Below are 13,968 nucleotides of genomic sequence, written 5' to 3' on the forward strand. Positions count from 1 at the left end.
TTACTTCTCGGTTTCGACGAGGCCGCGCACGAAGAGGCGCTGCATCCCGATGATGACCATGACGGGGGGCAGCATGGCGAGGATGGCGGTGGCCATGATCAGGTTCCAGAGCGGCTGTTCCTCGCCCGCGTTGGCCATGCGCTGGATGCCCATGACGACGGTGTAATAGCTTTCATCCGTGGTCACGAGGAGCGGCCAGAGATACTGGTTCCAGCCATAGATGAAGAGGATCACCGACAGGGCGGCGAGGTTGGTGCGGCTGAGCGGGATCAGGATGTCGCGGAAGAATTTCAGCGGGCCGGCGCCGTCGACGCGGGCGGCCTCGGTCAGCTCGTCCGGGACGGTCATGAAGAACTGCCGGAAGAGGAAGGTGGCGGTGGCCGAGGCGATCAGCGGGATGGAGAGGCCGGCATAGGAGTTGAGCATGCCGAGCTGGGCAACGACCTCATACGTGGGCAGGATGCGCACCTCGACCGGCAGCATCAGGGTGATGAAGATCGTCCAGAAGGCCAGTACGCGGAAGGGGAAGCGGAAATAGACGATGGCGAAGGCCGAAAGGAGCGAGATGGCGATCTTGCCGGCGGTGATGGCGATGGCCATGATCGCCGAGTTCAGGAGCATCAGGCCGATGGGCGGGGCGCCGACGGAGGAGAGGCCTTCGCCCAGCACCTGCGCGTAGTTGGTGAAGAGCTCGCCGCCCGGCAGGAGGGGTATGCCGCTGCCCACCTCGCGGGCGGTGTGGGTCGAGGCGATGAAGGCCACGTAGATCGGGAAGGCGAAGAGTGCTGTGCCAAGGATCAGAAGCCCGTGCTGGACGATGCTGAGGAGGGGGCGGTTTTCGACCATCTCAGTACTCCACCCGGCGTTCGATATAGCGGAACTGGATCGCCGTCAGGGCGATGACGATCACCATCAGCACCACGGACTGCGCGGCCGAGGAGCCGAGGTTGAGCCCCTCGAACGCGTCTCGCCAGACCTTGTAGACAAGGATGTTGGTGGCGTTGCCGGGGCCCCCGCTTGTGGTGGCGTGGACGACGCCGAAGGTCTCGAAGAAGGCGTAGACGAGGTTCACGACCAGCAGGAAGAAGACGGTAGGCGACAGGAGCGGAAGCTGGATGGTGAGGAAGCGTTTGACCGGACCTGCGCCGTCGATGGCGGCGGCCTCGGTGAGGGAACGGGGGATGGCCTGCAGCCCGGCGAGGAAGAAGAGGAAATTGTAGCTGACCTGTCGCCAGGCCGCGGCGATGACGATGAGGGCCATGGCGTCGGTGCCGCTGACGTAATGGTTCCAGTCATAGCCCAGCCCGTCGAGCGCGTAGGCGATGATGCCGATGGTGGGGTTGAAGAGGAACCACCAGAGCACGCCCGCGACGGCGGGGGCCACGGCGTAGGGCCAGATCAGCAGCGTCCGGTAGGTGAGCGCGCCGCGCAGGACGCGGTCGGCCATCACGGCGAGAACCAGCGCGATCAGCATGGACAGGGCGGTGACCAGCGTGCTGAAGACGATCGTAGTGATGAAACTGTCGAGGTAGAGCGGGTCGGCGAAGAGGCGGGCGAAGTTCTTCAGCCCGACGAACTCGGTGCGCAGGCCGAAGGCGTCCTGTCGCAAGAGCGACTGGTAGATCGCCTGGCTGGCGGGCCAGAGGAAGAAGACGAGGGTGATGATGATCTGCGGCGCGATCAGCGCGTAGGGCAGCCAGCGGTGCCGGAAGGTGACTCTCTTGGCGCGCAATGCGGGGCTCCGGTCTTGGATCGTGCGGAAAAGCGGCCCGGGCGCGCCGGGCCGCTTTCGTGTTACCGATCGGTTGGGATCAGCTGTTGGTGTCCTGGAACTCGCGCAGCAACTGGTTGCCGCGGTCGGCGGCCTTGTCGAGCGCCTCGTTCGCGGTCTGGTCGCCGGCCCAGAGGGCTTCGAGCTCTTCGTTGATGATGTCGCGGATCTGGACGAAGTTGCCGAAGCGGATGCCGCGCGAATTCTCGGTCGGCTCGTTCAGCGAAAGCTGCTTGATCGCGGTGTCGGTGCCGGGGTTCTCGTCGTAGAAGCCCTGTTCTTGCGAGAGTTCATAGGCCGCCGTGGTGATCGGCACGTAGCCCGAGGACTGGTGCCAGTCGGCCTGCACTTCTGGCGTGGACATGTAGTTGAAGAACTCGGCGACGCCCTGGTATTCGGCGTCGTCATGGCCTTCGAGCACCCAGAGGGTGGCGCCGCCGATGATCGAGTTCTGGGCCTCGTCGCGGACGGCGCTGTTCACGGGCAGCATGGCTTGGCCGAATTCGAACTCGGCCTGTTCGGAGATGCCGGCGTAGTAGGCCGAGGAGTTCATCCACATGGCGCATTCGCCGGTGGTGAAGAGCGGGAGGGAATCGCCGCGGCGGCCGCCATACTTGAACATGCCGTCGGCCTGGCTGTCGGCGATGCGCTGCAGCAGCTCGGTCAGGTCCTGGCTTTCGTTGAAGACGAACTCGGTGTCGGTGCCGGCGAAGCCGTTCTGCTGGGTGCCGATCGGCTGGTCATGCCAGGCGAGGTAGTTTTCCACCATCACCCAGGACTGCCAGCCGAAGGAGAAGGCGCAGTCGGCGCCGTTGGCCTTGAGCTTCTCGGCGGCTTCGAACATCGCGTCCCAGGTCTGGGGCACCTCTTCGACACCGGCGGCGTCGAGCATGTCCTTGTTGTACCACATTACCGGGGTCGAGGAGTTGAAGGGCAGCGAGAGCAGGTCGCCCTCGGGCGTGGTGTAGTAGGATTTCACGGCCGGCAGGTAGGCGTCGGCATCCCAGTCGATATCGGCGTTGCCCATCACCTCGTAGACCGGCTTCACGGCGCCTTGCGCCGCCATCATGGTGGCGGTGCCCACTTCGAAGACCTGCACGACATGCGGCTGCTCGCCGGCGCGGAAGGCGGCGATGGCGGCGGTCATGTTCTCGGTGTAGTTGCCCTTGTAGGTGGGGACGATCTTGTAGTCGTCCTGCATCTCGTTGAAATTGGTGGCGATTTCTTCGACTTTCTCGCCGAGGGCGCCGCCCATGGCGTGCCAGAAATTGATTTCGGTCTGCGCCAGCACGGGCGAGGCGGCAAATGCCAGCGACGCTGCAAGCGCGGCGATGGAAGTATGGGATTTCATCGTCGGTCTCCGAAGAAGTCAAAATGTTGGAAAGCCGGGCAGCGGCCCGGCATGGTGTGGCGGTAAACAACCACGCGGCTTCGGAACTCTCAAATGAAGGTTTTATAACATAACCGGCCGGCGCGGTGGCGGTTTGACAAATCCGACAAAACAACTCAAGTTCTTCGCGAGCTACTTGTCATTTCCCGCATAGGCCGCCCATCAAGAAGGAGAGATTTCCGATGACCACCCCCATGCTCAGCACAAGCGCGCTGGCGCTCGGTTTCGCGATCGGGCAGGCGGGCCTTGCCGCCGCCCAGACGGCGGAGGCGGATGTCCTGACCACCTATGCCGACATCGCGGCGGCCAAGTACGAGGACAGCCTGACCACCGCCAAGCGGCTGCAGGAGGCGGTGAACGCGCTGGTCTCCGATCCGTCGGCCGAGGCGCTGGGCGCTGCGAAAGCGGCGTGGCTGGCGGCGCGGGTGCCCTACCAGCAGACCGAGGTCTACCGCTTCGGCAACGCCATCGTCGATGACTGGGAGGGCAAGGTGAACGCGTGGCCGCTGGATGAAGGGCTGATCGATTATGTCGATGCCGCCTATGGTGGGCCGTCGGATGCCAATGAGCTGGCGGCGCTGAACGTGGTGGCGAACGATAGCTTCACCCTGTCGGGCGAGGAGATCGACGCGGCCGAGATCACGCCTGAGCTGCTGGAGGGGTCCTTGCACGAGGCAGACGGGATCGAGGCGAACGTGGCCACGGGCTATCACGCGATCGAGTTCCTGCTTTGGGGGCAGGACCTGAACGGGCACGCCCCCGGCGCGGGCGACCGGCCGTGGACGGATTATGCGACGGGCGAGGAGTGCAGCAATGGGAAATGCGATCGGCGGGGGGATTACCTGACGGCGGCGACGGATTTGCTGGTCTCCGACCTCGAATGGATGACCGCGCAGTGGCAGGAGGGCGGAGAGGCCCGTGCGGCGCTGATGGAGGACGAGAAGGCCGGTCTTTCGGCGATCCTGACCGGGATGGGCTCGCTCTCCTATGGCGAGCAGGCGGGGGAGCGGATGCGCCTTGGCCTGATGCTGAACGACCCCGAGGAAGAGCATGACTGCTTCTCGGACAACACCCATAACAGCCATTACTATGACGGGCTTGGCATCCAGAACGTCTACCTCGGCGAATATGTCCGTATCGACGGCACCGTGGTCGAAGGGACGTCGCTTTCCGACATGGTGGCCGAGGCCGACGAGGCGCTCGATGCCGAGATGCAGGCGAAGCTGTCGGCGACGATGCGCGAGCTTGGGCAGATCAAGACGGCGGCCGAGGCCGGGTTTGCCTATGACCAGATGCTGGAAGCCGGCAATGACAGGGGCGAGGCACTGGTGATGGGCGGGGTCGAGGCGCTGATCGACCAGACCCGCTCGATCGAGCGGGTCGTATCCGCGCTGGGGCTCGACGGCATCGCGTTCGAGGGGTCGGACAGCCTCGACAATCCCGGCGCGGTGTTCCAGTAAGGGGCTTCGCGCCCCGTCACCGCAGAGCCGGAACCGAGACCGATGGCACATCCGTTGCACCTTCGCTGGCTTGCCTGCACGGGGCTCGGGCTTGCCGTGCTGACGGGCGGGGCGGCCGCGTGGGCCGGCGTGCTGGACGAGCCGCATTTGCGGATCGTGCCGCGGACCGGGGCCGAGCAGGAGCGGATCGACAGGGCGCTGGCCTTTCCGCGGGATTTCACCAAACCGCAGCCCTTCGAGGAGATGTCCGCCGGGGCCGCCACGGTGCGCCCGCGCGACAACCCGGACGCGTTTTCCCAGCCTTCCGGCAATATGCCCTTTGCCGACGAGCTTGATTTCAAGGTGGGCAACGGGCTGTTCCGCAAGCTGTGGGTCTCTTCGCCGTCTTCGACGCTGGCCTCGGACGGGCTGGGGCCGCTGTTCAACGCGCGGTCCTGTCAGCGGTGCCACCTGAAGGACGGGCGCGGCCATCCGCCGGAGGGGCCGGAGGATTCGGCGGTGTCGATGTTCCTGCGGGTGTCGGTGCCGGGCGGCGAGGCACAGGCGATGGCGGAGATCGAGGATTACATCTCGACCTCGCCGGAGCCGACCTATGGCGCGCAATTGCAGGATTTCAGCCTGCCGGGGCACAAGGCCGAGTACCGGTTGAAGGTGACCTACGAGGAGCGCGAGGTGGCCTTGTCGGGCGGCGAGGTGGCCCGCCTGCGGGTGCCCACTTACGAGGTCGCCGATTTGGGCTATGGCCCGCTGCACCCCGACGCAATGCTGAGCCCGCGGGTGGCGCCGCAGATGATCGGGCTGGGGTTGCTCGAGGCGATCCCGGCGGCGGATATCATGGAGAGAGCCGATCCCGAGGATGTGGATGGCGACGGCATCTCGGGGCGGCCGAACATCATCTGGTCGCTGGAATTCGACATGCCGATGCTGGGCCGGTTCGGGCACAAGGCCGGCGCGCCGACGGTGCGGCACCAGACGGCCTCGGCCTTTGCCGGTGATATCGGGATTTCCAACCCACTCTTCCCCGATCCGTGGGGGAAGTGCACCGAGGCGCAGGCCGATTGCCGCGCCGGGCCGCATGGCGACGGGGATGACCGACTGCACGAGATCGATGGCGAGGGGCTGGAGCTGGTGACCTTCTACAGCCGCAACCTTGCCGTGCCGGCGCGGCGGGACGTGAACGATCCGGAGGTGCTGCGCGGCAAGGAAGTGTTCTACGAGACCGGCTGCACCTCTTGCCACACGCCCGCCTATGTCACGCACCGGCTGGAGGATCAGCCGGAGCAGAGCTTTCAGCTCATCTGGCCCTATACCGACATGCTGCTGCACGACATGGGCGAGGGGCTGGCCGATCACCGCCCCGAGGCGCGGGCGACGGGCCGGGAATGGCGCACGGCGCCGCTTTGGGGCGTGGGGATGACCGAGCGCGTGTCGGGACACACGTATTTCCTGCATGACGGGCGGGCACGGTCGTTGCTCGAGGCGGTTCTGTGGCATGGCGGCGAGGCGCAGGCGCAGCGGGATGCTGTGGTGGAGATGGCGCCGGAGGACCGTGCGGCGCTGATCGCGTTTCTGGAGAGCCTGTGATTAAGCGATTGATTGTCGCCTTGCTGATTGCCCTGCCGCTGGCCGCGCTGGCGCAGGACCGGGCGGGCATGATCCGCGGCATCGTCGAGGAGGAGATCGTCGGCGGGTTCGCAGAGCTGGACCGGGCCGCCGGTCGGATGGTCGAGGCGGCGGGACAGGATTGCACCCACCCGGGCCTGCACGACAGCTATACCGCCGCGTTCCTGGCCTGGGCGAGGGTGAGCCACCTGCGCTTTGGCCCGTCGGAGGAGGAGAACCGGGCCTTCGCGCTGGCCTTCTGGCCTGACCCGCGCGGGCGGACGGCCAGCGCGATCCGCAAGCTTCTGGCGGAGGGCAACGAGGATGTGCTTGCGCCGGAGGCCTATGCCGACATGTCGATCGCGGCGCGCGGGTTCTATGCGCTGGATTACCTGGTGCACGAGGAGGACCTCGCGGAGATCGGCACGCCGGACTACCGCTGCGCGCTGGTCCGGGCGGTCGTGGCGGATATCCACGGCACGACGGGCGAGCTGGCCAAGGCGTGGGAGGGTTTTGCGCCGATGCTGACCGAGCCGGGCGGTGACAGCCCCTACCGGACCGAGGAGGAGGTGTTGCAGGTGCTCTACAAGTCGGCCGGCACCGGGCTGGAATTCGCCGTGGACATGCGGCTTGGCCGGCCTTTGGGTACGTTCGAGCGGCCCCGCCCGAACTGGGCCGAGGCGTATCGGTCTGGGTTGAGCCTGGCGCTGTTGCAGGCGGCGGTGCGCGGCGCGGGCGGGCTGGCGGTGCAACTGGCGGAGGGGGATGCGGCGTTGCAGGCGCGGCTTGCGGCGGAGCTCGAGGATTTTCACGACAGTGCGGATGCGCTGGACGATCCGGTCTTTGCGTCGGTGGCCGAGCCGGCGGGCCGGTTCCGATTGGAATCGTTGCAGACCGACCTGCGGGAGGTGCGCGAGGTCGTGCAGGGTGCGCTTGGCCCGGCGCTGGGCGTTTCGGCGGGGTTCAATGCGATGGACGGAGACTGATGGCCGGGGCCACGCGGCGCGCGTTCCTTGCCGGGTTGCTGGCCTCCGGGCTGGCCCCTCGTGCAAGTTGGGCCGATGCCGGCAGCCCCGCCTACCTTGCGGCGGCGAGGCTGCCTTCGGGGGTGTTCACGCTCATCGGGCTTGGCGCGGCCGGAGAGTGGTTGTTCGAGATCCCGCTGCCGGGGCGCGGCCATGCGGCGGCGGCCCATCCCAGCCGGCCGCTGGCGGTGGCCTTCGCCCGGCGGCCGGGGCAGTTCGCCCTGGTGATCGACTGTGCGAGCGGCGAGACGGTGCGGCGGCTGGATACGCCGGAGGGGTTTCATTTCTACGGGCACGGGGCGTTCTCGGCGGATGGGGCGGTGCTGTTCACCACCGAGAACGATTACGAGACCGGTCGCGGGATGGTCGGGATCTGGGATGCCGACGCCGGGTTCGCGCGGCTGGGGGCCATGCCGTCGGGCGGGCTCGGGCCGCATGAGCTGCGGCTGATGCCGGATGGCGAGACGCTGGTGGTTGCCAATGGCGGGATCGAGACGCATCCGGAGGCCGGGCGGCAGAAGCTGAACATTCCGACGATGCGGCCGAACCTGAGCTACCTGTCCTTTGACGGGACGTTGCTGGACCGGGTGGAACCGCCCGAGGCGTGGCACAAGAATTCGGTGCGCCATATCACGGTGCGGAGCGACGGGCTGGTGGCCATCGCCTGCCAGTGGCAGGGCGCGATGACGGAGGTGCCGCCGCTTCTGGCGACGCACCGGATGGGCGGGCCGCTGGCGTTTCACCGGTTGGGGCCGGGCGTGGAAGGTGACCTGCAGGGTTATCTTGGCAGCGTGGCGTTTTCCGGCAGCGGCGAGGAGATCGCCGTCACCGGCCCGCGCGGGGGGATGGCGGTGATCGCCGATGTCGAAGGCCGGGTGGCGCGGCGGCTGGACCAGCGTGACATCTGTGGTGCGGCGCCGGGGGCGGGCGGGTTCGTGTTCACCACCGGCGAGGGGCGGGTGCTGACCGATAGCGGTGCGGCGCGCGAGTTGGCCCGGCATGACTGCGCGTGGGACAATCACCTCGTGCCCATCGGCTGAGGCGCGTCAGCGTTCGGCCTGTTCAAGCTGGGCCAGGAAGCGCTTGGCGTAAGCGTGTTCGAGCGCCGGGGCGTAGCCCGTCTCGCGCGTCTGGCGGAGGAGGGTCAGGCCATCCTCGGTGCGGCCCTGAGCGATCTCCCGCATGGCGGAGTAGAACAGTGCCTCGGTCAGCAGTTCCTCGCGGGGCAGGCCGATCTTCGAAAGGGCGTGGCCCTTGAACTGCGTGGGATCCTGCAGGAGGCCGATCAGGTGATCCAGCCGGTAGCCTTCCACCTCTTCCCCCAGCGCCGCGGCCAGCAGGACCTCGCGCCAGACGGCGGAATCCTCGAGGGCGAGGCGCCTGTCCCAGGTCGCCGGGTCGACCCGCTGCCAGTTGCGCCGCAGGAGGGCGGGGGCCCCGGCCAGTTCGCCGCCCTGCGCGTAGAGCATCAGCGCCACCAGCCGGGCATAGGGGTGATCGACGCGGTCGGTGACGGTGCGGGCGACGGTCTGCCAGTCCTGGTAGCGGTAGAGCACCTGCGCGGCGGCGCGCCAGAGCCACGGGGCGGCGCAGGGGCCGGTATAGTCCTGAAGACAGTCGGTCTCGCGGGGTAGGGCGACCATGGCGGGCAATACGTCCTCGCCCGTACCGGCCTCGATGGCCTGTGCGAGGTGCAGGGCGTGCAGATTGGCAAGGTTGGCGGGGTCGACCGAGGCCACGTCGGCGGCAGACAGGGCGTCTTCAATGAGCGCACTGGCGGCGTCGGGGCCATCATGGGCCGCGGTGACCTGTGTCAAAGCCGGCAGGACGGCGAAGCGGAAGGCGGGGTGGCCCATGGCGCGGGCCAGGTGGGCTTTGGCGTCGCCGTCGCCCGCCGCCTGTGCCACGAGTCCGCGCAGGAAGCTGACATAGGCGGCGTACCAGTCGGCCTTTGGTCCGGCGTAGCCGGGTGCCAGGCCTCGCGCGGCCTGGAAGAGGTCGAGCATGGCGGTGACGCGCTGGCGGTCGGCCGGGTCGCGGGAGGCGGCCAGCGCCTCGGCGGCGAAGAGGCCGATCTCGGGCTTGCCGGCCTGTTCGGCCAGCGCCATCACGCGGCGCATGCAGGGGCGGGTGTCGATCCGGTCGTGGCAATCGGTGGCCAGCGTCTGCCCGAGCGCGTCCGTGCGGGAGGGGTCGTCGATGCGGGAGACGCCGCCTTGCAGGAAGCGCTGGCCCACCGCCAGCGCGCCGGGGGTTTCCGAGAGGGGATCGTGCCGCTGCCAGATGGTGCGGCCGAGCCAGACGGCCTCTTCCGGGTCGAGGTCGTCCTCGGCGCGGAGGGTGGCGGCATAGGCGATCGCCGCGTCGAGCCAGTCGCGCGTGCCGGCCTTGTCCTGTGCGGCGAGGCGGCAGAGGCCGAAGAGGGTGCTGTCGTCGGGGGCCGGGTTCGTGCCCAGGACGAGGTCGAGCTGTTGGATGCCGAGCTGGCCGAGGTCGGGCCGGGTGGGGGCGCGGCAGTCGTCGCGCAGGCGGTCGGCCAGTATGTCGGGGGCGGCCTTGGCATAGGCGGTGAGGAAGCTGTCGCGGGCGGCTTCGGCGTCCTGCGTGATGGCGCGTTCGAAGGCCGCCTTGGCGGCCGGGATGTCGTCGGCCAGCAGATGCGCCACGCCGTCGGCGACGGCCGCGGTGGCGGCTGATTCCGGTGCGGTGGACGGGTCGGGCCCTGCCGCCCGGTCGGAAAGGTCGCGCCAGAGGGCGAGGTGGGCCTCGCCATCCGTTACGCCATGGGCCGCGACGGAGAAGACCAGCGCGCCCAGCAGCCAGTCGAACCGCGGCAGGTGGGCGGCATCGGCCCCGTCGGGGCGCGCGCCGGAGGTTTCGTGCCGGACGAGCCCGGCCACGAGCTGCATCAGGTCGGTATGGGCGAAGGTTTCCAGCGCCCAGCGCTTCCGGCCCGGCGCGGCGCTGTCGAGGTAGCCGGCCATGTCATGCGGAAAGACGAAGCGGGCCGGGTCGGATAGCACGCGGGTTTCCAGCGCCCGGAAGACGGCCTCGATGGTGGCAATGGGGTCGTCGGTTTGCGGCGTGAGCGGCTCGGTCCAGTCGCTGTCGAGGATCTCGACCGCCACGTCCCCCGGCCCCAGCCGCGCATCCGAGCGGACGGCAATGTCGAGCGTGACCAGCCCGGTCTTCCGCCGGAGCCGGTCGAGCGTGGCGTCGCGGGTGTCGAGGAAGGTGGCGGAAAGCTGCAGCGTGCTGTCGCGGTAGAGGGCCTGGGCCACCGGGTGCCAGGCCTCGAAGGGCTGGCCGGCATCGGGCGTAGGCAGCAGAAGGCGGACGGGGGCGGTCAGCGGGTCGGTCATCTCGCGGCCGGGGCCGGTCACGGCTTCCTCCGGCTCGGCGGTGCGGAGCGTGACCCGCTCGCCCCGGTCCGGCGCGATCGAGGCGGGGGCCGAGGGGCGGCTGTAGGCGGATTGCCCGAAACTGCCCGCCGCGAAGGGGTCGTTCTCCTCGCTCAGCGCCGCCACCTCGCGCGTGCGGCGGATCGGCCCGTGCATGTAAAGCCCCGCCTGCCAGCCCGCGCCCTCATGCGCGGCGGCCATGTCGATCTCGCGCGCGCCGGGGCCATGGCTGGCGATCAGGCCGAGGCTGAAGAGCATGTCGTCCAGCGAATGCCCCGCGTCGAGCCATGCCAGCATGTCCTCGCGCACATGCGGCCCGCGGATGGCGAGGTATTCGTTGACGGTGATGTCATAGGCCTCGGGGAAGCGGCGGAAAAAATAGTCGACCGCCGCCGTGTCGAGCACGATCTGCGGGTTGTCGACGATGAGATTGCCCAGCAGCAGGGTGAAATCCGCGCCGGGCGGGAGCACGCGGCTGCCCGCCTCGCGGTCGCGCCCGGCATTCCAGATCGGCACGCTCCAGTCGGGCACGTAGTAATGGTCGGGCGAGCCGGTCACCGCCTTTGCGGGGGCGAAGCTGGCGCGGTTGGCCTCGAAGAACGTTTTCAGGTCGTCGCTGTCGAGCTTGGAGGCGTCGAGGATGTGCCGGCCGTCGGTTTCGGGCAGCATGGCGTCGAACACCACCTCGCCCGCCCGGCGGATCACCACCCGGCGGGGCGGGAAGGCCGGGTTCTCGACCAGTTGCAGGAAGCCCGGCACCGGCAGGCCCCACTCCCCGGCGATCCGGTCGGCGCGGGGGCGCCAGAGGATTGGGAAGAGCTCTGCATCGACGCCGCGTTCGGAGGAATACTCCAGCTCGAACAGGCTGCTTTCCGGGGCATCCAGCGCCTCGAGCGCGAAATCGGCGATGGCGTATTCGGAATCGACCGTTGTCTGCGCGGAGCTCAGCACCCGGCGCAGGATGGCGAAGCGGTCCTCGCGGGTGCGGGCGTAGGGGTCCTGCAGGATGTAATAGGTGAAGCTTTCCAGCGTGTTGATGTCCTGTGCCTGCATGGCAGCGGCGACGCGTTCGTCGAACCCGGCCTCGCGCTCGGCGACCATGCGGCGTTCGGATTGCTGCCACGACCAGACGCCAAGCCCGACCGCCGCCACGGCCACGCCCGCGGCAATGGAGGTGGTCAGGATGCCCCGGCGCCGCAGCCGCGCGCAGGCGGCGAGATAAGCCCGGTCGGTGGTATCCAGCCGGTCGCGGTAGCGCGGGTTGGCCAGCAGGGCGCGCGCGTCGGCGAGGCGCTGGCCGCGATGGGTCAGGAGGCTGGGATTGCGGCCCGACTGCTCCCAGGCGCGGGCGGCATCGCCGATCCCGCGCAGGGTGGCGATGCGGGCGATTTCCGGCTCCAGCCAGGCCTGCATCCGGTCCCACTCGCGGAAGAGCGCCTCGTGCGCGACCTCGACCGTCGCCTCCTCGCCCACGCCGCGGCGGACGACCAGGCGCCACGCTTCGAACTGGCGCAGAAGCGCCTGTTCTTCGGGGGAAAATTCGGCCCAGAGCGCGGTGCGCCGGGTGGCCTTGCCGTCGGCATCGACATCGACGAGGGCCGGGATGAAGCAGGTTTCGGCCAGCGCCGCGCGGTCCTTCTGTTGGCCGGGCGGCGGGCCGGTGTCGTCGCCCGGCGCCACGCCCGCCAAGGCCCGTTCGGCGGCGTCGCGCAAGAGGCCCGACAGCCGGCCAAGCCGCTGGTAATCCTCCAGCAGCAATTCCTTGTCGGCGCTGAACTGGTCCCACAGGCGCTGCAGCGCGAAGGCCAGGAGCGGCAGCGCGTCGCGCTCGGGGGCGTCGTCCATCAGCGCGTCGACCAGCTCGGGCGCAAGGCGCACGCCGTAGCGGGCGGCGGGCTGTTCCATCACGTCGCTGAACCGGAAGGGCGGCATCTGGCGCAGGTCGTAGCCGCGGGTCTTGAGCCGGCCGAAACCCGGATGCGCCTGCAGGTCGGGCAGGCGGTCGGCGCGGATGGTCATGGCGGTCATCCAGCCGCGCCGGCCCTCGCCGGCGGCGGCGAGGCAGGCGATGAGCCTTGCGGCCGCGGGGCTGTCATCGCGCAGCAGTTCTTCGACCTGGTCGACGCTGATAAGGATGGTCGCGCCGGGGGAGCCGGCGGCGGTGCGGAGTTTCTTGGAGAGCTGGTCGAGGGTGTTGCCGAGGGCGTCGCCCCCGGGGCCCGCGGCCAGCGCGCCCTCCAGCGCGGCGCGGATCTCTCCCGGCGCCTCGGCCGCGCCGTGATCGGCCAGCGTTTGCGAGATTGCCCGCGCGAACCCGTCGAGCGGGTCGATGCCGGGGCGGAAGACGCGCAGCGGCAGCCAGGATCGCGGCTCGCGCCTGAGCCGCGGGAGGATACCGGCCTTGAGGAACGAGGATTTCCCCGCCCCCGACACGCCGAGGATCGCCAGCGGCCTCCGGTCGGCATTTGCCCGCATCGAGCGCAGTTCCTCGATCGCCTCGGCAATCTCGCGCGAGCGGCCGTAGAAGATCGCGGCGTCGGCATCGCGGTCGCCGAAGGAGACGAGGCCGGGGAAGGGCGTGGGCCGCGCGGCGGGGTCGATCGAAAACGCCGTCGGGTCGAGGCCGATCTCGGATTGCGCGCCGAAGGCCCGCAGGCTGCGGGCCAGCAGGTCGGCGGTGCCGGGATCGCGGGAGAGGTCGATCGTGCCGTCGGGGGCCAGCGCGCCGCGCAGGTCGATGCCCTGCGTTTCCGCCAGCACCCGGCCGAGCCGCCTTGCCGGTTCGCCGGTGCCGGGCGCGTCGATGTCGACGAAGAACAGCGGCAGGATGCTCTTGCCCATGTACCACGCCGCTTGGAACTCGTTGAAACAATCCGAGGAGGTGAGCCAGTTCTCCGTCAGCACGCAGATCACCACCCGGCAGGCGGCGGCCTGGTCGCGGAGGCGGTCTGTCCAGTTGTCGCCGCCGAGAATGTCGAGATGGTCGACGAAGGTGTCGCGGAAGCCGTTCTCGTGCAGCCATCGCAACAGGTCGCCGGTCAGGGCGTCGTCCTTGGTTGCGTGGCTCAGGAACACAGTCGCCATGTCGCGCGCGACCCTTCTCTTTTTTCAAGACAGCCACAGCCGGGGCCTGGTTTCAAGTCCTACGTGGGAGGGAGGCGTTTCCGTCGGAAAGGGAAAAGGCCCGCCAGTGTGGCGGGCCTTTTTGGTTGGGGCGGGGGTTCGCTCAGTAGCACTGCCAGACGGTGACCCAGTTGCCGTAGTAGTCGTAGACGGTGATCCACTCGCAGTAATAGGCGGTGTCGAAGGCGTCGTCTTC

Annotated in this window: 8 protein-coding genes; 4 read left to right on the forward strand and 4 right to left on the reverse strand. The window is 68.8% G+C overall.

Features of this window, described 5'->3' with window-relative positions; genetic code table 11:
• From ugpE to ugpB, 3 genes are all read right to left on the reverse strand, one after another.
• Positions 1 to 846, reverse strand: coding sequence for a sn-glycerol-3-phosphate ABC transporter permease UgpE (ugpE, locus tag RLN94_RS12465; protein WP_350128721.1), 846 nt, complete (start codon positions 844 to 846; stop codon positions 1 to 3).
• A gap of 1 nt (position 847) precedes the next feature.
• The gene (ugpA, locus tag RLN94_RS12470; RefSeq protein WP_350128724.1) at positions 848 to 1,732 is read right to left on the reverse strand and encodes a sn-glycerol-3-phosphate ABC transporter permease UgpA; all 885 of its coding nucleotides are present in this window, start codon (positions 1,730 to 1,732) and stop codon (positions 848 to 850) included.
• A gap of 79 nt (positions 1,733 to 1,811) precedes the next feature.
• Positions 1,812 to 3,122, reverse strand: a complete 1,311-nt coding sequence (ugpB, locus tag RLN94_RS12475) for a sn-glycerol-3-phosphate ABC transporter substrate-binding protein UgpB (protein WP_350128727.1) — start codon at positions 3,120 to 3,122, stop codon at positions 1,812 to 1,814.
• A gap of 221 nt (positions 3,123 to 3,343) precedes the next feature.
• Here ugpB and RLN94_RS12480 point away from each other — a divergent pair, with 221 nt between their 5' ends.
• From RLN94_RS12480 to RLN94_RS12495, 4 genes are read left to right on the forward strand one after another with little or no spacing between them, the layout of a single operon-like run.
• A complete protein-coding gene (locus RLN94_RS12480; RefSeq protein WP_350128730.1) occupies positions 3,344 to 4,621 on the forward strand; it encodes an imelysin family protein in 1,278 nt (425 codons plus the stop codon).
• 42 nt (positions 4,622 to 4,663) lie between these two features.
• A complete protein-coding gene (locus RLN94_RS12485; protein WP_350128733.1) occupies positions 4,664 to 6,205 on the forward strand; it encodes a di-heme oxidoreductase family protein in 1,542 nt (513 codons plus the stop codon).
• On the forward strand, positions 6,202 to 7,209 hold the full coding sequence (locus RLN94_RS12490) for an imelysin family protein (protein ID WP_350128736.1): 1,008 nt from the start codon (positions 6,202 to 6,204) through the stop codon (positions 7,207 to 7,209). The genes RLN94_RS12485 and RLN94_RS12490 overlap by 4 nt, the downstream gene beginning before the upstream one ends.
• A complete protein-coding gene (locus RLN94_RS12495; RefSeq protein WP_350128739.1) occupies positions 7,209 to 8,288 on the forward strand; it encodes a DUF1513 domain-containing protein in 1,080 nt (359 codons plus the stop codon). The genes RLN94_RS12490 and RLN94_RS12495 overlap by 1 nt, the downstream gene beginning before the upstream one ends.
• Positions 8,289 to 8,294: 6 nt before the next feature.
• On the opposite strand, the gene RLN94_RS12500 is transcribed toward RLN94_RS12495, so the two are convergent.
• Positions 8,295 to 13,733, reverse strand: a complete 5,439-nt coding sequence (locus RLN94_RS12500) for an nSTAND1 domain-containing NTPase (protein WP_350128742.1) — start codon at positions 13,731 to 13,733, stop codon at positions 8,295 to 8,297.
• Positions 13,734 to 13,968 lie beyond the last annotated feature (235 nt).

The organism is Roseovarius sp., assembly GCF_040223625.1.
Classification (GTDB): Bacteria; Pseudomonadota; Alphaproteobacteria; order Rhodobacterales; family Rhodobacteraceae; genus Roseovarius.